The sequence below is a fragment of the Pseudomonas sp. G3-19 genome, from assembly GCF_054855875.1.
The window spans coordinates 5,926,622-5,949,488 of the sequence record NZ_JBMPIQ010000003.1 but is presented as its reverse complement, the minus strand read 5'-3'; the positions used below and the strand labels follow the sequence as shown (position 1 = coordinate 5,949,488).

Genomic DNA, 22,867 nt, shown 5'->3' with positions numbered 1-22,867 from the left:
CTTGTCCGACGGACTCAAGCGAGTAACTGCGACCAGTCCAGCGACGCACTGTCGTTCAGACCATACCCTTTGCCGCTCAGGCTCAGGTTGGCGTTGTACGCCTGATCCTGAGCGAACGCGGCGGCCCATTTTTCCTGTAGCGCTGCCAGTGCCTGGGGTGCCTGGGCAATCGCGCCCTGATGCAGGACCTGCACCGACGGCGTCCATACCGTGAGGTAACCGGCCTGAGCGGCTTTCAGACACAGATCGACATCGTTGAAAGCGTCGCCGAATGTGCTGTCGTCCAGACCACCCAATGCTTCAAACAGTTCTTTGCGCACCATCAGGCACACGCTCGATACCGCCGAGCAGTTCTGCTCCACCGACAACCGGTACAGATAGCCGTCGGCATCATGTTTCTCACCGACGAACGCCGAACCCACCCCGCCATGCATACCAAGGATCAGCCCGGCCTGGCTGACTTTGCCGTCGCGATCGACCAGCTTCGGCCCAACCACGCCAATTTCCGGACGCAGGGCATGGTTGAGCAGCGAGTCCAGCCAGTTCGGGTTGACCACTTCCGCGTCGGCCGCAAGCAATACCAGGTATTCGCCCTGCGCCTGGCGGCTGGCGGCGTTGAGCAATGCCGGTACGCTCAGCGATTGATCGGCACGCAGCACCTGGACTTTCGGATGCTGGTACGTACCCAGCCAGTCATTGACCTGGGCCGATTGCGTGGCCGTGGTGGCGATCAGGATCTCGTAATGGTGATAACGGGTGCGCAGTTGCACCCCTTCGAGACAGCGTTGCAGGGCGGGCAGGTCATCGCCGGCCGGAATCACGATCGATACCAGAGGACGATCACTGTGGTGGTAATCGATCTGATAAATGCCCGGCACCGCCGAGGTGACCTTGGCCTTGTAGCCGCGATTGCCCAGGTGGCGCAACAGCGCCAGACGCTCATGCGCGTTTTCTTCCAGCGACGCGGCTTCGGTGATCAGCAGCGGCTCGTCGAGGTGGGCCAGGCTGTTCAAACCGTGCTCTTCGATGATGCGCAGCAGCACGTCAAATTCCAGCGCCTTGTTGAAATCGGCGCGGTAGCCGCCTACCTCGATCAAAGCGTCACGCCGCACCAGCCAGTGTCGCGCCATCAGGCCCGGCAGGCTCAAGAGCAGGTCGAGGTTGAAGCCGGGACGGAACACATCCATCAGCGCGCCCTTCTCCCCGCGCTGAATCTCGTCGGTGGAAACAGCACGGCAATCGCCTGCGGACATCAACTCCAGGCTGGCGCGCAACAAACCACTGGCGGTGAACTCGTCGCCCGCCTCGGCCAGCAGCACCCAGTCGCACGGCGACTGACGGGCACTCTGATTGAGTTTATCGACCAGGTTGGCCGGCGTAACCCGGACAAAGTGCAAAGTGTTCTGCGCCGTGGTGGCCGCCGGCGCTTCGCCGGTGGTGAACACGACAATTCTGAACGCCTTGCATTGGCCTTCGAGCAGGCTGTCGAGGCTGACCTGCAACTTGTCGATGTCATCGTCCAGATCCAGCAGGAAGATGCCGAACTGCGGGCCACCGCCGTTGACCGACAGGTGCTCGGCAATCGATGCCAACTGAGCACCAGCGGCCTGACGCGAATCCAGCCACTTGAGCAGTCGGCCGGACTGCGTCTGGTCGAACACCTGATGATGGTCTTCCACCGTCAACGCTTCGAGACGAGCATTCCAGTCGCGCATGTTCTGCGCCTCTTTGTCCTCGCCGGCCAGTTCCAACTGTTGCGCCAGACGCTTGACCACGGTGCGGTTGAACGCATTGAGGTCGTGCGCCTGCCACAAGCGATCCAGAACACTTTCCGGGGTATCGTTGTTGCGCGCCTGCAGCAAGTGCGCCTGACGGGTCCACACACCCTCCAGGTCGCGCAGTTGAATGCGCCCGGCGGGCATGGCGTGCAGCATGAATTCGAACTGTTCCAGACGATCGAAAAATGGCTGGTTATAAAACGGCATCTCGACGTACTGCAAAGGCCCGAACCGCCGGTCAGGCCTCTTGAGCGACTGATTCCAGGTGGACTGGATAATCAGTTCTGCCGTAAGTGCCCGGCCGCTTTGCAGGCTGTCGACCATCGCCTCGAAGCTCTGCAGGGCAAACGCCTTGCCCTGCTGCGCATCAAGATCCTTGATGCCGGTCGGCAGCGACGCGAGGAATTCAGCGAACGCTTCTCGCTCGGCGACCGATTTGGCGTCGACGTAAGTCAACGAGTGATACACCTCGGTGCTGTGCTCGGAATTGCCGTAGTTGATCTCGCGCACCACATAGGGCATCGGCAGAATCCGCGCCTTGGCACTCGCCAGCAGGAAGTACACGTGGCCGATTTCCTGCCACTGGAAATTGGTCCCCGCCGGCAATGCCGAGTGCCAGGTTTTCATCAGGTCAGTACGGGTTACCGCATAAAACGGCGGGATGTACTGACTCATGTAGTCGATAACCCGATCCTGAGCCCGCTCGGACGCATAGTCTTCCTGGACTTTCTTGTCGCGACGGTAATAGCTCACACCACCCGACAGCGTCAGGTACATCAGGCAATAGCCATGGCACATGCCATAGTCCGGATTCGCCTGAAGGAAACCGACGGACTCGGCCAGCGAATCGTGCAGGATGAAATCGTCGTCAGCCGCCAGCACCATGTACGGCGTGGTCAGTCGCTCTACACCGTACGCCAGTTTGGCCTGCATGCCCCAGTAGGCGAATTGCGGCACGTGATGGTAATCGACGGCGGAAAAATCCCCCTCCGGCCGCTCGGGTGTGGAGTCCAGCACCATGATCCGGCAGGGCAAGCTGCTGTAATACTTCACCGCCCGACGCAGGAACGCCGGCCGATTGTGAGTAATCAGCACCACGGTCAACAGCTCGTTGAGCGGTAGCGCCAGTTCAGAACTGTACTTGCCTTGCATAACTTCTCTCCACAACCGGCGACTCGCCGAGATAACGCTTTGGTGATGGTGCGAATTAACGAACGCGACGCAGATAGCCGTCCGGCGCCACGGTGATGAGCAGCTTGTTCTGCAACTGCTGGTCGATCTCGAAGTCCTGGTTCTCTTCCAGGTACTTCCACACCGCGGTTTTCGGGTTGTCGCCCGGGCCCCATGGGCGATCCGGGAAGAAATCGGCCGGCATGTCTTCAACCACGGTGTCCATCACCACGCAGTAGCTGTCGACCGAGACCAGCGGCGCATACAGGCGCAGCTCTTCGAGCACGTGGTCGTGGGTGTGGTTGGAGTCGAGGACCAGAATGACCTTCTTGCCCTTAGCCGCAGCCTGCACCTGAGCGGCGATGGCCGGGTCGATGCTCGAACCTTCGATCATCTTGATGCGCTTGGCCATCGGGTGGCTTTCGATCGCTTCACGGTTGTGCGGGCGGATGTCGAGGTCGATGCCCAGCACTTCACCGTGACCTTGCAGTTCCAGCAGGGAGGCGTAGTAGATGATCGAACCGCCGTGGGCGATGCCGCACTCGATGACCAGATCCGGCTTGACCTGCCAGATGATCTCCTGCATCGCCATCATGTCTTGTGGCAACTGGATGATCGGGCGGCCCATCCACGAGAAGTGGTAGCTGTATTTGTGTTTGGCCGATTCGTTGAAGAAATCACGGGCCAGGCCAGTCAGTTTCTGGTCGTCGCCCTGCTGGGCGATCTGCTCGCGGCACTCGGCTTCGAAAGCTTGGTTGATGCTGTTGTCGGTCATGTTCAAAGTCTCAATGGTCACTGGAACGAAGCGCTATCGACGGCGTGATAGACGTAGCGTCCACCGGTCATCCGCTTGATTTCTTCGAGGTAATTGGAGTTCATCACAAACAGGTTGGCGCCTTCGGGCAGCGCATCCATCGCCTCTTGCGGCGAGGACACTCGCGCGCCGCTCAGCGGCAGATAACGCCCCTGTTTGGCCGGGTTGATATCCACCACACGATCCACCGCGACACCCGCGCGTTGCAGGAACAGCGAATAGATCACGCCTTTGGACGATGCGCCCCAGATCGCCGAACCCTGCTCGGGTGCGGACTGAATGATCTGCACCGCGCGCTCGAGGCTGGCGGTGAAACCGTCCGGCAGCGTCAGGCGTGGCACCGGTTGCTGCGGAGTCAGGCGCAACGTCGAAAGGTCGGCAACGATGTACAGGTATTGGCCGCCAAACAGGTGGCCGGCCTCGTGCACGGTGCCGAACATGCGGCGCAGGTCATCGAGGCGGAAATAATTGACGTGCTCGTAGAACAGGTCGAACCAGGCCTTGTGCTCGAGGATCCAGTCGAAGCACGGCACTTCGATGTAGATCTGCCCGCCCTGATTGGCTTCGGCGATCACCGCCAGAAAGCTCACCGGGTCTTCGATGTGTTCCAGCACATGGCGCAGGACAATGGCGTCAGCTGCCAGGCCAAGACCTCGGGTGAACGGCGCCTTGATCACGTCGGCGTTCTCGCCTTCGTAGGCCGGATCGATCCCGGTGATCGAATAACCGAGGCCCTTGAGCAACTCAAGGAAGTAACCCTTGCCGCAGCCGACTTCGATCAGCTCCTGGCCCTTGAAGTGTTTGGCGATGATGCCTTCGACGTCGCTCAGGTGCTTCTGGAACTGGCCCGAATGGGCCTGCTCGTTTTGATAGTCAGCGTCATAGCTGAGCTTGTCGGCGTCGAACGCGGCGTTGAAGATCAGGCCGCTGCGCTCATCCTGCACCAGCAGCATGTCGGCGCTGGCCGACGCCTTTGCCGACTCCGGGTCGGCGAAGGTGCGGTTCTGCAACACCGGCAGGTCGGTGACCCGATACAACTCGTGCCTCATTGCGGCTCTCCCAGTAGCTGTTGCAAACGCTCGGTCACGGCCCAGAACGCCATCGGTTCATGGCTCGGATAAGGGTAATGGCCGAGGTTCAGATTCAGTGCCGCACCGCGCTCGCGCAGCCGTTGTTCAACCAGTGCGCGCACCGATACCGGTTGGCCACTGGCGCAATTGATCACGCCGTTGAAATCGCGCTGATGGACGATCGTGGCGAGGTAATCGGCGGCGCTGGCGATCGGCAAAAAGTCGCGCAGTTGCTCGCCGCCAGACATGTTGAACGACGCCTCCCCGGCATCGATCGCCCGGTCCAGCGCTGCCAGCAGACTGTTGGGGTTCTGCCCTTCGCCATGCAGATAGAACAGACGCGCCCACTGCAAGGTGAACGGTTTTTCCTGCTGCAGATTTTGCAAAAACAGCTGCAGCGTGTGTTTGGCCAGACCGTAAGGATTACTCGGCTGCGGCTCGACACTTTCGTCGAGCGGGCCGCTTTGCATGCCGTACTCGAAGCAGGTGCCGGTCACCAATACTTGCGCCACACCCGCCTCGACCGCGCCTTTGATAAAGCGGTAGTCGGCCATCAGGTTGTGCTCGAAATGAAACAGCGCCCGATAGTTCGGCAACCCCGGCCAGGCCAGGTGCGCGAGGACGTCGATACCGTCGGTGAGCGCCGCAATGTCGAGATCCGACGCGTGAATATCCGCCGCAACGAATTCGACGTCGCTGATCCACGGCATGCTCGCCGCAGTCTCGATATTACGCGCCACCGCACGTACCGCGCAGCCACGGGCGAGCAACGCCGCGACCAGATGCCGGCCGACGAAGCCCGTGGCCCCGGTGACCAGGACGTTCACAGGACTTTCATCTCAGGCACGGCGATTACGAAGCGCCCGTCCCACTGGCGCACCTGCGCCAGTTGCTGACTGACTTCGTGCAACAGGTTCCACGGCAGCACCAGCACGTAGTCCGGTTTTTCGATGTCGATCTGCGCCGGCGCGACAATCGGGATCCGACTGCCCGGCAAAAACTTGCCCTGCTTGTGCGGGTTGGCATCGGCCACCCACGCCAGCAGATCCGGTTTGACCCCGGCGTAGTTGAGCAAGGTGTTGCCCTTGGCCGCCGCGCCGTAACCGACCACCCGCTTGCCGTCGGCCTTGGCCTGCAACAGAAAGCGCAGCAGTTCATGCTTGATGCGTTCGGCAGCCGGCGCGAGGGTCGCGTAGTACTCAGGGGTTTTCACCCCGGCATCCAGCTCGGCCTGCAACTGTTGCTGCACCGCCGGCTGCACAGCACGACGCTCTCCGTCCTTGCGCTGCACGAACACCCGCAGCGAACCGCCGTGAGTGCTCAACTGACTGACGTCGAACACTTCCAGACCATTGCGCTCGCACAAGGTCTGCACGGCGGTCAGCGACAGGTAGGAATAGTGCTCGTGGTACAGCGTGTCGAACTGCGCGCCAGCCATCAGCGTCAGCAGTTGCGGAAATTCGAAAGTGGCGACGCCGGTCGGCTTGAGCAGCGTGGCGAAACCACCAAGGAAATCATTGATGTCCGGCACATGCGCGAGCACGTTGTTGGCGGCCATCAGGTCGGCGCCCCAGCCTTCGCTGTGGAGCTGCGCAGCGCTGTCGCGACCGAAGAACACTTCACGAATCTGCAGACCCTTTTCCCGCGCCGCTTGCGCGGTGCTGCGGGTCGGCTCGACACCCAGACACGGAATGCCGCGAGCAGCGACGTACTGCAGCAGGTAACCGTCGTTGGCGGCGATTTCGACCACACGACTGTCGGCGCTCAGAGCAAAGCGCTCGACCATCTCGGCGACATAACGCTCGGCGTGGGCCAGCCAGGTGCTGGAGAACGAACTGAAATAGGCATACTCGGCGTCGAACAGGCTGTCGGCGCGGGTGTAGTCCTCGGTCTGCACCAGCCAGCACTGCTGGCACACGGCGACCTTGAGCGGCACCCACTGTTCGGCCTGCTCCAGGCGCTCGGCATGCACGTAGGCGTTGGACGGTGGCGAGGTGCCGAGGTCAATCAGCGGCAGGCTCAGCGGTGCGGCGCACCCACGGCAGTTCATAGATGCACTCCGGCAAAGTGTTGATCGAGCGCAGGATGGCTGGAATCACGCGCTGACAAATTATTGACAGGCAACGGCCAGGCGATCGCCAGCCGTGGATCGTTCACCGACAAGCCGCCCTCATGCTCCGGCGCGTAATCGGCGCTGTGCAGGTAAAGCAGATCGGCGTCGGCGGTCAGGGTCTGGAAGCCGTGAGCAAACCCGGCCGGAATCAACAGACTGCGACCATCGCCAGCCTTGAGGTGCTCGGCGTGCCAGTGCAGAAACGTTTCGGAATCAGGACGCAGATCCACCGCCACGTCCCACACTTCACCGCGCAGGCAAGTGATCAGCTTGGCTTCCGGCGCATTGGCATTCTGGTAATGCAGACCGCGCACACTGCCCTTGTCGCGGGTGCAGGAATGGTTGATCTGGCGGATATGAAATTCGCTGCCGAACGCGCTCAGGCTGCCTTCGCAGAACAGCCGGGCGAAATGCCCGCGCTGATCTTCGAAGCGTTTGTGCTGGACGCTGAACAGCCCGGCCAGCGGCAACGGTTTCAAGGAAAACTCGCTCACAGCGCGCCTCGGTACAGGTTCAGTTGGCCGAGAGTGACGTTGCGCATGTCATCGCCGTTCTGCCACGCCAGATGCCAGTCGAGGGTCTGGGTCAGGCATTGCTGCAAGGTCCAGCGTGGCTGCCAGCCGAGTACCTGACGGGCGCGGCTACTGTCGAGGCGCAACAGGCCAGCCTCGTGCAGTTCGCTTTTTTCGATGCGCAGACCACGTGCCTGTGGCCAGCGACTGGCGAGCAGTTCGACCACTTCGCCGACGCTGCACATGTCCGCCTCGCCCGGGCCGAAGTTCCACGCCCCGGCGTATTCCGGGCCTTGTTCGTAGAGCCCCGCCGCCAGTTGCAGGTAACCGGCCAGCGGTTCCAGCGCGTGCTGCCACGGGCGCACCGCTTGCGGATAACGCAGGGTCACCGGCTCGTCGGCAGTCCAGGCTTTGAGCACATCGGGAATCAGACGCTCCGGGGCGAAGTCACCGCCACCCAGGACGTTGCCGGCGCGCGCGGTGGCCAGGGCCAGACCGTGTTCGGCGTACTTGTCAGCCGGGAAAAACGACGCGGCGTAAGACTGCGCCAACAGTTCACAGCAGGCCTTGCTGCTGCTGTAAGGATCGTGCCCGCCGAGGGCTTCGTCCTCGCGGTACGGCCACAGCCATTCCTTGTTGGCGTAGACCTTGTCGGTGGTCACCAGCACGCAAGCGCGCACGCAACCGACCTGACGAATCGCTTCGAGCAGGTTCAGCGTGCCCATGACATTGCTGGAGTAAGTCCCCAGCGGGTCGCGATAGCCTTCACGCACCAGTGGCTGCGCGGCCAGGTGCAGGACGATCTCCGGCTCGGTGTCGGCGATGATCTCCAGCAACGCGCCGAGATCACGCAGATCGCCACGTTGATCGTTGATCCCTTCGTGAACCCGCGCCAGTTCATACAGGCTCGGTTCGGTCGACGGATCCAGCGAAAAACCGCTGACTTGCGCGCCGAGGCTTTGCAGCCACAGGCTCAGCCAGCTGCCTTTGAAACCGGTGTGACCGGTGACCAGTACGCGTTTGCCGCGCCAGAAATCCGCACTCAGGCCCATTGCTTCCATGGGGCCTCCCCGCTCTGCCACAGCGCTTCGAGGTGGTTCTTGTCGCGCAGGGTGTCCATCGGATGCCAGAAGCCTTCGTGTTCGAAGGCGTTCAACTGTTCTTCCTCTGCCAGACGCGCCAGCGGCTCGGCTTCCCAGGTGGTTTCATCGCCAGCGATGTAGGACAGGACTTTGGGCGACAGCACGAAAAAGCCACCGTTGATCCAGCCACCGTCGCCACGCGGTTTTTCGGTGAAACCGAGCACCTGATCGCCCTGGCGCTCAAGGGCACCGTAACGTCCCGGCGGCTGCACCGCGGTGACGGTGGCCAGGCGCCCGTGGGCTTTGTGGTAATCGACGAGTTGAGCAATGTTGATGTCGGAAACGCCGTCGCCGTAGGTGAAGCAGAACGCCTCTTCATCCTTGAGGTAACGGCCGGCACGCAGCAGACGGCCACCGGTCATGGTTTCCTCGCCGGTGTCGATCAGGGTGACGCTCCACGGCTCGCTGTAGTTCTGGTGCACGTCCATGCGGTTATTGCGCATGTCGAACGTGACGTCGGAGGTGTGCAGGAAGTAGTTGGCGAAGAAGTCTTTGATCGCATAGCCCTTGTAGCCCAGGCAAATCACGAAGTCGTGGATCCCGTGAGCGGAATACTGCTTCATGATGTGCCAGAGAATTGGCTTGCCGCCGATCTCGATCATGGGCTTGGGCTTGAGGTGCGACTCTTCACTGATGCGCGTGCCGAGGCCACCCGCCAAAATAACTGCCTTCATCGTCTCCCCTCTCGTTCGTCACCGGGCTGCGCATGGCTTGGTTGAGCGATGCGGGCCGTCTGGCTAACCCTTTTGCCGCCTGCGGCGCCGCTGCGATGACCGCGAGCGCTCGTTTTATGGCGATTTGAGGGGGACTTGCAGGAAACGCGCCAGCTCCGCGAGCGCTGCGTCGGCGGGAATTCAAGGCATGAAAAAGGGATGACTCCGTTGCCGGAATCATCCCTTTCATCAAGCTACTTCAATGAACCGGACGGATCAGCCAAACATCGCGAATCCATCGATCGTGGCAGGCAGGTCGTAGGACTGGCCGTCAGCGGTCTGCAGATGTTCGATGTTGTTATACCCACCCACGTACCAGTCCACCAGTTTCACGCCATTGGCCGGCACACCGCTGCTACCGTCATTGGCGCCGTGCAGGTAGGCATCGTCGCCGACGCGCGTGACGCTCAACTGACCGAGGTTGGCAATGGTGTTCATGATCAGGGTGTCGTTGTAGCTGCTCGCCATATCCTGAATGGATACCAGGCCTGGGGCATTCACCACATAGGTGTCATCACCATCGCCACCAATCAGCGTATCGTTCTGTGGCGCCTCGCCATCCAGACCGGATGCCAGGCCTCCATAAAGAATGTCCGCACCTGCGCCACCCTGAATGAAATCGTCGCCCGCACCGCCCTCCAGAATGTTGTCGCCCCAATCACCTTGCAGCACATCATTGAAATGGCTGCCACGCAGGTTTTCGATGTCGATGTACGTGTCGTAAAGAGCGATCCCGCTCTGCGGGCCCCAGCCGAGAGAGACACTCAAACCCTCAGTGCTGTCTTCGTAGCTGACGGTGTCGACACCGGCTCCGCCTTCGAAGCGATCGCCACCCGCGCCGCCGAACAGGACGTCGTTGCCGGCGCCCGAAGCGATGACGTTGTCCCCGTCATTGCCGTAGCCCGTGAAGTCTGCGGTGCCGGTATACGTCATTTTTTCAATGAAGGGGTCCATGTGCAGCGACGACAGGCTGGTGTACACATGGTCGACGCCACCAAAGAGGTCTGTCTCGACGATGCTGACACCGGTGCTGTTGATGGTGTACACATCGTCGCCCATTCCACCTTCCAGCGTCACGCCCGCGATGTTGGCCGTGAATTGGTCAGCGAACGATGTGCCGATGACCTTCTCCACGTTCAGCAACGTGACACCCGCAGCACCGGCACGCTGGCCGATGTCGATGCTGACGCCATCCCAGGATTGGCGATAGCTCACGGTGTCATAGCCATCGGCGCCATCCACGGTCATGGCGTTATCGAGCAGGTACACCTCGTCATCGAAATTCGATCCCTGGATTGCCTCGATGCCGGTGAACGTATCGCCATAGGCAATGGTCAAGCCATCGTAGTTGGCAAAGTCCAGAACCCGAACACCTTCAAGGCTGTCGGTGTAGCTGACGGTATCGTAACCATCGCCACCGACAAAGTGGTCGGCACCGGCACCACCCCACAGCCAGTCATTGCCCGCACCGCCGATGATCTCGTTGTCACTGGCGTTGCCGTAACCCTTGAAATCGCCGGTACCGGTAAAGGTCAGCTTCTCGATGAACGGATCCATCTTGATCGTGTTGAGGCTGGTGCGCAGTTCGTCGTAGCCACCGTAGTTTTCTTCAACGAGGGTCACGCCTTCGGCGTCGACGATGTACAGATCATCACCGCCGCTGCCGTCCAGCGTCACCCCACCCACGGAAACGGTAAACGTGTCGTTGTGGTAACTGCCGGCCACCTTCTCCACCGACACCAGCGTATCGACCTTACCGTCAGACCCTGCGACCGTTGCCGCACCGGTGCCAAACTCGACGCTGACTCCCGACCCCATTGCGTAATAGTTCGCCGTGTCAAAACCTTCACCACCGTCGAGCAGGTCGGATCCCGCACTGGCCAGCAGTTGATCGTCGGACTCCAGTCCATGGAGTTCGTCATTGCCATCGGTGCCCGACAGGACATCCGCTTCACTCGTTCCATTTACTACTGCCATTTGCTTCTTCCTTGCGTTGTTGTCGAATCCGGAAATCGGTCACCTCAGACGCTGGCCGGACAGGTCTTCGCTGACCGTGCCAATTGAGCGCATGGAAAGGTATCGACAGAAAAATCCCGATGCTTGAGCCCGCCGCCAAAAAAAGTATCGGGCTTGATACAAAACTTTTCGCCACGCAAAAAAAAACAGGCGACTCGAAAGTCGCCTGTTTCTCAGAGGTCCGTACGCGATTCGATCAATCCGCCAGCCAGCCATTCTCCCAGTAACGCAAGTTGTCGCCACGCAACACGTAGTCACGCAACACCACCTCACGCAACTGATCCCCCATGCGGTAGCTGGCATCCGGGTCGGCCAGGTGCATGCGGATCGCCTGCAGCCATTCATCGGTGCTGTTGGTCTTGACCCGGGTGCACGGCAGGTAGCCGCGATAGGCCTCGGTATCGGTGCAGATCACCGGGTAACCGCAGGCGCCGTACTCCAGCAGACGCAGGTTGCTCTTGCAGTCGTTGAAGATGTGGAATTCCAGTGGCGCCAGCGCCAGATCGAGATTCAGGCTTGCCAGTTTGGCCGGGTACACTTCCAACGGAATTACCCCGTGGAATTCATGCATGTACGGACGCAGATCATCCGGACACATGCCGAAGAACACCCAGTCGACTTCGTTGGCCAGCTCACGCACAACATCGGCGATCACCGCCAGGTCGCCGTGGTGACTGGTCCCACCGCCCCAGCCGACCCGTGGTTTTTTCGAAGTGCGGCGCTGGCTGCGCAAGTCAGTCCACAAGTTGCGTGCGAGCATGTTGGGGACGACGCGAATGTCGTGGTGCATGTCCGACAACGCATTGGCCAGTGGCTGGGTCGATACAACCACCCGATCACACAGGCTGATCGCACTGCGCACCATCCGCTCCATTTCCTGTTTATTGGGCATGTTGCGAATATGCGCATTGCGATGAGGAACGTCGATCACATAGTCATCAAGCTCAAAGATGCGCCGGGCATGACTGAATTTCTTCAGTGGCGGAATCTCATCAATGGCCCCCTGCGAATAACGCCCCTGCAGCACAATCACGTCCGGGGACTGACGCTCGATATCAATGATCGACGGCAGTCCATAGCAAATCCGCCCTTCAGCGCGGTTGGCCGCTTCCAGTTCGATCAGCGGCTGGCTCATGCGGTAGTGACCGATGGCCGAGGCGTTGATCGGCACGGCAAGCACGTTCGGCAACTGCGCCCGGGAAAATGCACTCCAGCCGGTACGCAGGCCCGGTTCCAGGCTGAAGCTCGTCGCACCGACACCCTGCAACGACAAATTGACGTTGAAGGCCGGATCACGGGCAATGCGCGGCAACCAGCGCTGGTAGAAGGTTTCCTGCTCCTGAAGCTGCAATTGCTCCTCTTCTGCCGTCGCCTGAACACTGGGGCGTGCGCCCAGTGCCAGCAAGGCATAAGGGGTCCACACCACCAGGTATCCTTCCTGACCGATCCGCAGGCACAGATCCACGACATTCAGCGCCTGTTTCAGCGCTTGCTCATCGAGACCGGCGACAGACTCGTAAACCGCCTTGCGCACCATCAGGCAATCGCCACCGACGGCACTCAGGTCATGGACCGCTTGCAGCCGGAACATGTAACCATCCGACTGTAACGACTGACCATAGAACGGCAAACCCACTGCACCTTGCAGACCAAGAATCAGACCCGCGTGCAGCACGCACCCATCAGGATTGAACAGCTTGGCGCCGACCACGCCGACTTCCGGACGCTGTGCATGATTGAGCAGTTCGTCGAGCCAGTCGGCCTGGGTGATTACCGCAAACGAATTGAGCAGCAGCACGTATTCACCACGCGCCTGCCCTACCGCAAAATTATGCAGCGCCGCTGCGTTGCCCTGCTGCGGGTAGTTCAGGACACGAATCCGCTCGCCGCCCAGTTGCGCCATACCGTCCAGCCAGGCCCGCGCCTCGTGGCTTTCACTGCCATTGTCGACCAGCAACAACTCGTACTCGGAGTAAGCGGTCTTCTCCAACAGCGTCTCGACGCAGCGCTGCAAGGCAGCCGTCTGGTCCTTGGTCACAATAATGATCGACACCAGCGGACGCCGGGCATGGCGATAGTCGACACGATTGAGCAACCCGGAACTGCCACGGCGGATTTCGTGGGCAATCCCCAAGCGCTGCAGATGGGCCTCGAGTACACGCGGATTCTGCTCGATGACCGCCGGAGCGGCGAGCCAGGCGGACAGATCGAAGGGCGATTGCACCAGAACTTCGGCGACATGCCCGACCACCTGCGTACCATCACTCTCGACCATGCGCCACAGCACGTCGTGGGGGGCCAGTTCGGCGAACGTCGCCGCGAATCCGCCCAGCGCCAGAAAGCGTTCGCGCTTGAACGCCAGCGCGCGCCCGACGTACGGGTAACTGCGCAGCAGGTCGAGGTTGAAATCCGGTTTGAACGCAGGCTCTGCCGATTCGCCGTTGCGCAGGCTGCCTTCATCGCTGTACAGACACGTCAGCGCCGGAGAATGGGCGATGCGCTCGGCCATGATCAACAACGCCGGCACCACCGGACGATCGCCGGCCTGCAACAGGTAGAACCAGTCGGCCCCTTCCAGTTGCGGTAACAATGCATTGATCTGCTCCAGTCCGTCGTCCTGCAACGGCATGCGGAACACCCGACCATCGAGCTCGGCCTCGGAACAGGCAGCGGACAGCACCAGAATCAACTCCGGCAGATAATCCTGTGCGGCAAGCGCCTCCAGCGTGCGCTCGACACCCTCGCGACTGCCGTCGCGATCGATGACGATCGGGACGATGCGCGGCTGATGCGACCAGCCAGCCAGGGTCTCCGGCAGCAACTTGCGCTGCCCCTCGGTGAGCACCCGGCACTCCAGCCATTGCGCATAAAGCTCGGCAAAACTCCAGCTGTCGATGCCGACACACCACTCCTGGCGACTTTGTTTGGTACCCAGGGTGCGGCTCAGAGGCAGCTCTTCCCAGACCCGGGGTGTCTCATCAGCCTTGGTCAGCGGGATGTAGCGAACCCAACCCGGCGCAGGCGCAGATTCGCCGCTGCGCGCCTTGAGCATTTGCAGAATCCACTCGCGCTCGACTTCAACCGCATCTTTCATCGCCTGCTGGGCGCACAGGCGCTCCGGGTACAGTCGCTCGGCACTCAGCACATTGTTGGACACCGCCACATTGCCGCGCCGCATCAGACAGACGAACAGCGCGAAATCCAGGGTTGCCACAAAGCAGTGGCCTTCCTGGGTCAACGCCGGCAGCAACTCGACAAGATCTTCCCGGCGAAACAGCGCATTGGTGAACCCACCCAGCACATTGACCGGAAACTTTTCAAAGATGCCCAGCAGGTCGTCGCCCTTGAACAAGCCACTGAGCGGAGACAGCGAAGTGTTTTCCAGACGTGCCGGAAGAATGATGTCGTCAGCGTCCCAGAACAGACGCTGAGCCAGCACCAGCCGGACTTCCTCACGCACCATTTCCTGCGCTTGCTGTTCAACACAGGCGGCATAGAGATGGTCGTCGTCGCACAGAAATTTGACCAATTGGCCCTGCGCCTGTTCCAGGCAGGCCTTGAGATTGCCGACCATGCCCAGGGTGCGCGGATTGCGCACGTAACGCACGGCGACGCCGGACTGCTCGACTACCGCCGCAACGATGGCTTCAATCTCGCTGCCGCGGCTGTCGTCGCAAACGATGATTTCGAGTTGGCCATAAGTCTGGCTCACCGCACTGTTCAAGGTCCGCTCGAAGAAGCGCGGATTGAAGGCGGGAATGACCAGACTGACGAGAGGAAGTGGATTCACGGCGGGCTCACAGGCGGTACGAGCCCGCTCGGTAAAGCGAGCCCATGAAACCGCAAAAAAACATTAACTGAAGGACGAGACAAACGGGCGCCTGCGCGCCCGTCCAATGTCAGATCTTGTTGAACAGACCCAACTGACTGATCTTGCTGAACGCCAGTTGCGAGGCTTGCAGCATGGTCTGCTGCAACGTCAGGCGGGTCATCACCTCGGCCGGATCCGAATCACGGATCGAACCCTGGGTCGTGGTGTTGGCCTGGATCAGGCTCTGGTTGGTGGTGTCCTGGTCATCCAGCGACTGACCGCGCGCACCGATCGAGGTCACCGCAGCGCCAATCTGGTTGGAGGCGCTGTCGATGTTGCCCAGCGCCGACTCCATGGCCCCCTGGAATTTCTGCTTGGCTACCGGATCACCATCGACCGGCATGTTCAGCGCCGTGACCATCTGCCCCAGGGTGTCGAGCACGTTCTGGGTCTGGTGGTTGTTGGACTGAATCGAGAACTGATCGCCCGCACCCGGCGTACCGCCAATGGCGAAGGTCACACCGGCGGCCGTGGCGTTGCTGCCGACCATGGTGCCCGACGACACCGGTTTGCTGTCAGCGGTCACAGGGGCCGCGTACAGGTCGAAATCGGTGGCGCTGGTGAACTTCAGCACCGCGCCGCCGCCCGACGGGAAGGCCGCGCTGTACGCCGCCTGGTTGGTCACGCTGGAGCCGGTGATGACCGCCGTCGACGGGTTGCCCGGGCTGCGCGCGGTAGTGAACGAATCAGGCGTGGCCGACAGCTGGAAGCTGTGACCGGCGATGACCGCATCCGGGTTGGTGTCGCCGGCCTTGAGGTTGATGTTCAACTTCATGTCGACGCCACGGAAGCTGACGGTCTGGTTGGCACCATTGCTGTTGCTGATCAGGCCGTTCTGGCTGGCCTCGGACGTCACGTCGTTGCCCAGGGCATCGGTGATTTTCAACTGCGTGCTGCTGATGAAATCCACGGTGTATGGCTGGCCCGCCGTGAACTTGGCGTTGTAGGTCGCTGCGGTGCCGACCGTACCGTTGGACAGCACCACACGACCGTCATCCACCGCCGGAGCGGTCATGGTGGTCTGGGTGCGACTGGTGTTGATGGTCTGCTGGAAGGCGTCCCAACCGGTGGTATTGGTCGCGACCGACATACCGTCGCCAATGCCCAGGTTGATCTGGGTCTGGTCACCGTTATAGGTGTAGGTGCCGTCGACGTTTTGCGAGTACGGCGCGGTATCGGTCTTGGAACCGGAGAACAGGTAGTTGCCGTTGGCATCCTTGGAGTTCATCAGGCCCAGCACTTGTTGCTGGATCTGGCTCAGTTCCGCCGCGTACGCCTTGCGGTTGTCGTCGGTGGCGATACCGTTGTTGGCGGCCAGGCCGATTTCCTTGGCGCGCTGCAGAGCCGTGGTGATGGAGTTCAACGTCGACTCCTGCACGGTCAGCGAGCTCTTGGTGGTGTCGATGTTGCCCTGATACTGGTCGAGCATCGCACTTTGCTGACCCAGCTTGAGCAGGCGACCGGCGCCGATCGGATCGTCGGCAGCGGTGTTGATGCGCTGCAGGCTGCTCGCTTCGTTGGCGGTCGCGACCGTCTTGCTGTAGTTGCGCTGATATTGAGCAGCTTGCGTCGCGTAATACTGGGCGGTGGAAATGCGCATGAATTACGACTCCTTAAAGACTGTTGATCAGCGTGGCGAAAGTTTCCTGCGCAGCTTTGATGATCTGCGAAGACGCTGTGTAGTACTGCTGATACTTGACCAGGTTGCCGGTCTCTTCATCGAGGTTGACCTGGGACAGCGAATCACGCGCGCCCTTGGCCTGATCGAGGATCACCGAGGTGGCGTCATTGTCGGACTTGCTCTGTGCAGCCTTGGTACCGACGTTGGTCACCAGTTTGTTGTAGGCGTCGGTCAGGCTGATGCCCTTGCTGCCGCTGCCGGTGTCCACGGTCTGCTTGGTCTGCAGGCCAACCAGTGTCTGTGCGTTGCGGTTATCCGAAGACGCCGCGCCGGTCAGGTTGATGGTGAAGGTTTCGCCGGACTTCGGCGTCGCGCCCACGGTGGTCTGTACGGTGAAGGTCTTCTGCACGTTCGGCGTGACCGTGGTGTCCATCACCGGAGCACCGGTGGAGTCGACCATGCCGACCTTGAGGTTCAAGGTGTTGGCCTGCCCCGGCACGATGGTACCCGAACCGATGGTGTTGCCCTTGGCGTCAACCATGTTGTACGACTGGCTGCCGCTGGCGACCGCACCAAACACCAATTTGACCGGCGTCGAATATTTGAGCGCATTCTGCAACTCGGTCTGCGACGCCGGGTTGTAGATGTTGAACGAATCGGTCAGCGTCGGCTGGGTGTAGGTACCGGAGTTGTTGGCACTGGCCACGCCGGTCAGCGGTGCTGCCGCAGCGATTTTCTTCGGATCGGTCAGTACCGTCTGAATAGTGCTTGCCGCGTTACGGGTCGGTGTCACCTTGAAGGTGTCGCCAGCGCTCAGGGCGCCGCCGTTGAGGGCCAGGGTGAAGCCGTCGATCACCGGCGGTGGCGTGGTCGTGGTGCTGAACGAGCCCATGTCGGTGCCATCGGAGCGCTTGACCGAATAGTTGGTGGCGCTGGTGAAGGTCACCTGGTAATCGCTGGTGGTCAGCTTGCCGGTGTCCTTGATGGTGACATCGAGGTTGCCCGAGCCGGCGCTATTGGTCGACTGCGCAATGCTGCGCTGGCTGACCAGCGCGGCACTGTTGATGTTGTTGAAGATCGCGGCGCCGAAGTCACCGTTCTTGTCGATACCCTGGGCTTGTTGGCTGTTGACCTGATCGGCCACCACCAGCGCGACACGCCCCAACTCATTGAGCGAAGGGTCGAGCACTTCTTTGCGATAGGTCAGCAGGCCACCGATTTCGCCACCGCTCATGGCCGACGTGATATCGATCACGCTTGAGCCGCGGTCCAGCTGAATCGCCATGCGCGTCGGATCGTCCTTGCTCGGCACGGTGCTCAGGGTGTTGGTGGTGTTGCCGATCACCAGCGGCTGGCCGGTGCCGATGTACACGTCAAAACTGGTGCCACGCTCGACGACCTGTGCACCGGTCAGCTCGGAGAGCTGGCGCACCGCTTCGTTACGGCTGTCGAGCAGATCGTTCGGCTGGCCGCCGCTGGTGGAAATCTCGCCGATCTTCTGGTTCAGGTTGGCAATCGAAGTCGCCAGCTTGTTGACCTGGGACGTCATGTCGCCCAGGTTGCCATTGATCGTGGTGTTCTGATCGTTCAGCTGTTTGGCCAGCGCATTGAAACGGCTGGTCAGGGCCTGCGCACCGGTCAGCACCGACTGACGGGAGGTGTCATCAGTGGCCGAGGTCGCCACGCCCTGCATCGAAGTAAAGAACTTCTGCAGCACACCGGTCAGGCCGGTGTTGGTATCGGACATCGAGGCATCCAGCGCAGTGGCCTGGGCACCGTACGCAGCCGCTTCGCTATTGAGCGAGGTGGCGGTATGCAGCTGGTTTTCGAGGTAAGAGTTGTAGACCCGGCGCACATCGGCCAGGGTCGTCCCCGTACCGATGAAGACGTTGCCGAACTGCTGCGAGGACTTGGTGCTCTGCACGGTTTGCTGGCGTGAATAACCGGCGGTGTCGACGTTGGCAATGTTGTTACCTGTGGTCGCGAGAGAGGAAGAACTCGCGGACAACCCCGACATCCCGATATTGAGCAAACTCATGATTCAAACCTTACCGTGTGTTTATAGAGGCGTCGTTGAAACGCCGGCCGCAGCGTAGTTTTCGAAACTGTTCATCTGCTTGGCTATCTGCGAAATCTTCGTCGCGTAGTTCGGGTCGGTCGCGTAACCGGCCTTTTGCAACTCGCGTACAAACTGTTCTGGGTTATCGGCCGACTTCACCACATCTTGATAGCGATTATTGGTCTGCAGCAAAGTCACCAGATCGTGGAAACTGTCCTTGTACGAGGCATAGGAACGGAACTGCGCCGTCTCCTTGACCATCTGCCCGTTGCGGAACTCGCTGGTGATTGCCCGGGCCGAATCGCCGGTCCAGTTGCTGCTGGCCTTGATGCCGAACAGGTTGTGACTGCTGCTGCCATCCTGGGCACGCATGACCGATTTGCCCCAGCCGGTTTCCAGTGCGGCTTGCGCCACCAGATAACGCGGATCGACGCCAATACGCGCGGCGGCTTCTTTGGCCATCGGCAGCATGGTGTTGACGAATTCGTCGGCGGAGCTGAAGGCGCGCTTGGCCGGCGCCAGCGGAATCTGCGCCATCGCCCGACCGTAAATCTGCATCTGCCCGCCGGACGCCTTGGCGTCTTCGGCACGGCTCAGCCAGTCGCCGTTGTACAGCGGGCCGGCGCCGGTGGCGGCCGTGGTCACGGCACGTTGTGGCAAGGCATTGGTGGCGGTCGGCGTGGCGGACGGCACCAGACCGGCGAGCAAACGATCGGCCAGCTTCGGCGGCAATGCCAGGCGACGCTTGTTGATCATTGCCATGTCATTGCTGTGCGAGGCTTCGGTAGTAGCCACACGCCCGGAACGCGAGGCCCACAACGGACGCTCGCCATTAAGCCGCGATAACGGCCCATTGGTGGCGGTGGTGCCGGCGGCAATCGGGGTCTGCACCGCAGCGGCTTTCGCCGCTTCCTGCTTGGCAGCGGACGCGGCCGCAGCCTCACCCGGTGCCAGCGGTTTATTCCTCGACATCTGCTTCATCAGCACGTCGGCCAGCCCGATACCGCCGCCCTCGCGGGACAGCGACACCGCCAGTTGCTGGTCGTACATTTCCTGATATTGCTTGGCCGCCGGGGTGTTCATCGGGTTGTCTTTACCCAATGCCTCAGTGGCCGAACGCATCGACTTGAGCATTTCGCCAAGGAACAGCGATTCGAATTCCTGCGCCACTTTGCGCATGTTCGCATCGCTGTTTTTGTCGCCGACCTTGAGCTGGTTCAGACGATTGAGGTCGGAGTACGAACCCGAATCGCCAGTGCCCACCAGACTGCCTTTGCGCATATCCATGATCGCCGTCCTCAGATCACGATCAGGTCGGCTTGCAACGCGCCGGCCTGCTTCAGTGCTTCGAGAATGGCCATCAGGTCACCCGGTGCCGCGCCAACCTGGTTCACCGCCCGCACGATCTCGTCGAGGGTGGTGCCCGGGCCGAACTTGAACATCGGCTTGGCTTCCTGCTGAGCATTGACCCGCGAACGTGGCACGACGGCCGTCTGCCCATTGGACAACGGACCCGGCTGACTGACGATCGGGTCTTCGGTGATGGTCACGGTCAGGCTGCCATGAGTCACGGCGGCCGGCGAAACTTTCACGTTCTGGCCGATGACGATGGTGCCGGTGCGCGAGTTGATGATGACTTTCGCCACCGCCTGACCCGGATCGACTTCAAGGTTTTCGAGGATCGACAGGTAGTCGACGCGCTGGCTCGGATCGAGCGGCGCGGTCACACGAATCGAGCCGCCGTCGATGGCTTGCGCCACGCCAGGGCCGAGCATGTCGTTGATCTTGTCGACGATGCGCTTGGCCGTGGTGAAGTCGGAGCGGTTGAGGTTCAGCGTCAGGCTGTTGCCCTGGTTGAAACCGCTCGGTACCGAACGCTCCACCGAAGCACCACCGGGGATACGACCGGCCGACGGAACGTTGACGGTGATCTTCGAACCGTCACGCCCTTCGGCATCGAAACCACCGACCACCAGGTTGCCCTGAGCGATGGCGTAGACGTTGCCGTCGATACCCTTGAGCGGGGTCAGCAACAGGGTGCCGCCGCGCAGGCTCTTGGAGTTACCGATCGAAGAAACGGTAATGTCGACCTGCTGACCCGGTTTGGCGAACGCCGGCAGATCGGCACTGACCGACACCGCTGCGACGTTTTTCAACTGCACGTTGCCCGATCCCGGCGGCACCTTGATGCCGAACTGCGACAGCATGTTGTTGAAGGTCTGCAGGGTGAACGGGGTCTGCGTCGTCTGGTCACCGGTGCCGTTAAGCCCGACCACCAGGCCGTAACCGATCAACTGGTTGGAACGCACGCCGGAAATGCTGGCGATATCTTTCAGCCGCTCGGCGTGGGCACCAAAGGCTGCGGACAACAGGGCCGCAGCCAGCATGAGGCTCTTGAAATTCAAAGTCGCCACCTAGAAAGGGAACAGCGGGCTGAGGAAGAAACGGTCGAACCAGCCTGGCTGACTCGCATCGGCAAACGAACCGGTGCCCGAGTAGGTGATGCGCGCATCGGCGACACGGGTCGACGACACGGTGTTGTCGGTGGCGATGTCATCGGCACGCACCAGACCTGCGATCCGCACCAACTCGTCGCCGGTGTTGAGGGTCATCCACTTCTCGCCGCGCACGGCGATGATGCCGTTGGGCAACACGTCGGCCACGGTCACGGTGATCGAACCGGTCAGGGTGTTGCCCTGCGCCGCCTTGCTGTCGCCCTTGGTCGCGCGGTCGCCGCTGTAGCCGACGTCGAGGCTCAGGTCATTGCCACCCAACGGGTTGTTGGTGGTGCCACTGCCGCCGAACAGCGAAGTCAGGCCGATGCCGGTCTTGCTGTTCTTGGCCACTTGCGAGTTGGCGTTTTTGCTGGCCTGAGTCTTCTCGTTCAGGGTGATGGTGATGATGTCACCGACCCGGAATGCCTTGCGGTCGCTGTACAGGTTCTGCTCGAAGCCGGCCTGATAGATCGAGCCGTTGTTGGCCGCAGACGGCAATGGCGTGCGTGGCAACACCGGAGCGTAATAAGGGTCATTGGGCTTGGGCGTCGGTGCGACGCAGCCCGCGAGCGAGACGACCCCACCCAATGCCAGAACAGATACGAAGCGTTTCATGACCCTACCTCACGGTGTTGCTGGCGACCTCATGGCCGCCCCATAGACTTGATTACAGATTCTGCGTTACGAACGAGAGCATCTGGTCGGCGGTGGAAATCACCTTGGAGTTCATCTCGTAAGCGCGCTGAGTGGTGATCATGTTGACCATCTCCTCAACGGTGCTGACGTTGGAACCTTCCAGGGTGTTCTGCAGCGTGGTACCGAAACCGTTCAGGCCCGGGGTGCCGATTTGCGGCGCGCCGGAAGCAGCGGTTTCCAGGAACAGGTTGTTGCCCACTGCTTGCAGACCGGCCGGATTGATGAAGTCGGCGGTTTGCAGGTTGCCGATCACCTGAGCGGCCGGGTTGCCTGGCACTGTGATCGACACGGTGCCGTCGGTGCCGACGGTGAAGCTCTGCGCGTTGTTCGGGATGACGATGGCCGGCTCCAGGGCGAAACCGCTGGCGTTGACGATCTGGCCGTTGGAGTCGAGGTGGAAAGTACCGTCACGGGTATAGGACGTGGTGCCGTCCGGCTGCAGGATCTGGAAGAAACCGCGACCGTCGATGGCCATGTCCAGCGGCTGCTCGGTGGTTTGCAGGCTGCCGGCGGTGAAGTTTTTCTGCGTGCCGACGATGCGCACACCGGTACCCAGTTGCAGACCCGACGGCAGTTCGCTGTCCTGGGTCGACTGGGCGCCTGGCTGACGCTTGATCTGATACAGCAGGTCCTGGAACTCGGCACGGTCACGTTTGAAACCCGTGGTCGAGACGTTCGCCAGGTTGTTGGAAATGGTGGTCAGGTTGGTGTCCTGGGCGGACAGACCGGTTTTGGCAACCCATAGAGCCGGAAGCATTCGATTCTCCTCGTGCGCCTGTTTTACGGCGCGACGTTCT

General features: G+C 61.1%; 16 protein-coding genes. All 16 read right to left on the bottom strand.

The genetic code is table 11. From position 1 onward, the window contains the following. Positions 1 to 14 precede the first annotated feature (14 nt). A complete protein-coding gene (locus ACOYXI_RS27095; RefSeq protein ID WP_461675494.1) occupies positions 15 to 2,930 on the bottom strand; it encodes a TIGR00180 family glycosyltransferase in 2,916 nt (971 codons plus the stop codon). 55 nt (positions 2,931 to 2,985) lie between these two features. After that, positions 2,986 to 3,723, bottom strand: coding sequence for a cephalosporin hydroxylase family protein (locus tag ACOYXI_RS27090; RefSeq protein ID WP_027614220.1), 738 nt, complete (start codon positions 3,721 to 3,723; stop codon positions 2,986 to 2,988). 17 nt (positions 3,724 to 3,740) lie between these two features. Continuing rightward, complete coding sequence (locus tag ACOYXI_RS27085; protein ID WP_123589232.1) at positions 3,741 to 4,811, bottom strand: class I SAM-dependent methyltransferase; 1,071 nt, start codon at positions 4,809 to 4,811, stop codon at positions 3,741 to 3,743. Next, positions 4,808 to 5,659 carry an NAD-dependent epimerase/dehydratase family protein gene (locus ACOYXI_RS27080; RefSeq protein ID WP_098967818.1) on the bottom strand — a complete coding sequence of 284 codons (852 nt, stop codon included), beginning with the start codon at positions 5,657 to 5,659 and terminating at the stop codon, positions 4,808 to 4,810. Before ACOYXI_RS27080 ends, ACOYXI_RS27085 begins: the two co-directional genes overlap by 4 nt. Next, positions 5,656 to 6,882, bottom strand: a complete 1,227-nt coding sequence (locus ACOYXI_RS27075; RefSeq protein WP_210557814.1) for a class I SAM-dependent methyltransferase — start codon at positions 6,880 to 6,882, stop codon at positions 5,656 to 5,658. Before ACOYXI_RS27075 ends, ACOYXI_RS27080 begins: the two co-directional genes overlap by 4 nt. Then, positions 6,879 to 7,439 (bottom strand): dTDP-4-dehydrorhamnose 3,5-epimerase family protein, encoded by a 561-nt coding sequence (locus ACOYXI_RS27070; protein WP_461675493.1) that lies wholly within the window; start codon positions 7,437 to 7,439, stop codon positions 6,879 to 6,881. Before ACOYXI_RS27070 ends, ACOYXI_RS27075 begins: the two co-directional genes overlap by 4 nt. Further along, entirely contained in the window at positions 7,436 to 8,518 is a 1,083-nt protein-coding gene (gene rfbG / locus ACOYXI_RS27065) for a CDP-glucose 4,6-dehydratase (protein WP_225137957.1), read from the bottom strand. The genes ACOYXI_RS27070 and rfbG overlap by 4 nt, the downstream gene beginning before the upstream one ends. Next, a complete protein-coding gene (gene rfbF, locus ACOYXI_RS27060; RefSeq protein WP_223008669.1) occupies positions 8,500 to 9,273 on the bottom strand; it encodes a glucose-1-phosphate cytidylyltransferase in 774 nt (257 codons plus the stop codon). Before rfbF ends, rfbG begins: the two co-directional genes overlap by 19 nt. 255 nt (positions 9,274 to 9,528) lie before the next feature. Beyond that, positions 9,529 to 11,289: a calcium-binding protein gene (locus ACOYXI_RS27055; protein WP_139054126.1), complete on the bottom strand. Its 1,761-nt coding sequence runs from the start codon at positions 11,287 to 11,289 to the stop codon at positions 9,529 to 9,531. A gap of 235 nt (positions 11,290 to 11,524) precedes the next feature. Further along, positions 11,525 to 15,118 carry a glycosyltransferase gene (locus ACOYXI_RS27050; protein WP_134785726.1) on the bottom strand — a complete coding sequence of 1,198 codons (3,594 nt, stop codon included), beginning with the start codon at positions 15,116 to 15,118 and terminating at the stop codon, positions 11,525 to 11,527. Positions 15,119 to 15,227: 109 nt separating this feature from the next. Then, positions 15,228 to 16,799 carry a flagellar hook-associated protein 3 gene (locus ACOYXI_RS27045; protein ID WP_103368129.1) on the bottom strand — a complete coding sequence of 524 codons (1,572 nt, stop codon included), beginning with the start codon at positions 16,797 to 16,799 and terminating at the stop codon, positions 15,228 to 15,230. 13 nt (positions 16,800 to 16,812) lie between these two features. Beyond that, complete coding sequence (gene flgK, locus ACOYXI_RS27040; RefSeq protein WP_139054128.1) at positions 16,813 to 18,858, bottom strand: flagellar hook-associated protein FlgK; 2,046 nt, start codon at positions 18,856 to 18,858, stop codon at positions 16,813 to 16,815. Between the two features lie 21 nt (positions 18,859 to 18,879). Beyond that, positions 18,880 to 20,166: a flagellar assembly peptidoglycan hydrolase FlgJ gene (flgJ, locus tag ACOYXI_RS27035; protein WP_098967804.1), complete on the bottom strand. Its 1,287-nt coding sequence runs from the start codon at positions 20,164 to 20,166 to the stop codon at positions 18,880 to 18,882. A gap of 11 nt (positions 20,167 to 20,177) precedes the next feature. Next, entirely contained in the window at positions 20,178 to 21,266 is a 1,089-nt protein-coding gene (locus tag ACOYXI_RS27030; protein ID WP_161794916.1) for a flagellar basal body P-ring protein FlgI, read from the bottom strand. 27 nt (positions 21,267 to 21,293) lie between these two features. Next, a complete protein-coding gene (flgH, locus tag ACOYXI_RS27025; RefSeq protein WP_027613958.1) occupies positions 21,294 to 21,989 on the bottom strand; it encodes a flagellar basal body L-ring protein FlgH in 696 nt (231 codons plus the stop codon). A 52-nt stretch (positions 21,990 to 22,041) separates the two neighbouring features. Next, positions 22,042 to 22,827, bottom strand: coding sequence for a flagellar basal-body rod protein FlgG (gene flgG / locus ACOYXI_RS27020; protein ID WP_003222804.1), 786 nt, complete (start codon positions 22,825 to 22,827; stop codon positions 22,042 to 22,044). Positions 22,828 to 22,867: the final 40 nt, after the last annotated feature.

Bases quoted from the DNA above. Each gene is read 5' to 3' on its own strand.
- ACOYXI_RS27095 (WP_461675494.1), bottom strand. From the start codon at position 2,930: ATGCAAGGCAAGTACAGTTCTGAACTGGCGCTACCGCTCAACGAGCTG.
- ACOYXI_RS27090 (WP_027614220.1), bottom strand. From the start codon at position 3,723: ATGACCGACAACAGCATCAACCAAGCTTTCGAAGCCGAGTGCCGCGAG.
- ACOYXI_RS27085 (WP_123589232.1), bottom strand. From the start codon at position 4,811: ATGAGGCACGAGTTGTATCGGGTCACCGACCTGCCGGTGTTGCAGAAC.
- ACOYXI_RS27075 (WP_210557814.1), bottom strand. From the start codon at position 6,882: ATGAACTGCCGTGGGTGCGCCGCACCGCTGAGCCTGCCGCTGATTGAC.
- rfbG (WP_225137957.1), bottom strand. From the start codon at position 8,518: ATGGAAGCAATGGGCCTGAGTGCGGATTTCTGGCGCGGCAAACGCGTA.
- rfbF (WP_223008669.1), bottom strand. From the start codon at position 9,273: ATGAAGGCAGTTATTTTGGCGGGTGGCCTCGGCACGCGCATCAGTGAA.
- ACOYXI_RS27055 (WP_139054126.1), bottom strand. From the start codon at position 11,289: ATGGCAGTAGTAAATGGAACGAGTGAAGCGGATGTCCTGTCGGGCACC.
- ACOYXI_RS27045 (WP_103368129.1), bottom strand. From the start codon at position 16,799: ATGCGCATTTCCACCGCCCAGTATTACGCGACGCAAGCTGCTCAATAT.
- flgK (WP_139054128.1), bottom strand. From the start codon at position 18,858: ATGAGTTTGCTCAATATCGGGATGTCGGGGTTGTCCGCGAGTTCTTCC.
- flgJ (WP_098967804.1), bottom strand. From the start codon at position 20,166: ATGGATATGCGCAAAGGCAGTCTGGTGGGCACTGGCGATTCGGGTTCG.
- ACOYXI_RS27030 (WP_161794916.1), bottom strand. From the start codon at position 21,266: ATGCTGGCTGCGGCCCTGTTGTCCGCAGCCTTTGGTGCCCACGCCGAG.
- flgH (WP_027613958.1), bottom strand. From the start codon at position 21,989: ATGAAACGCTTCGTATCTGTTCTGGCATTGGGTGGGGTCGTCTCGCTC.
- flgG (WP_003222804.1), bottom strand. From the start codon at position 22,827: ATGCTTCCGGCTCTATGGGTTGCCAAAACCGGTCTGTCCGCCCAGGAC.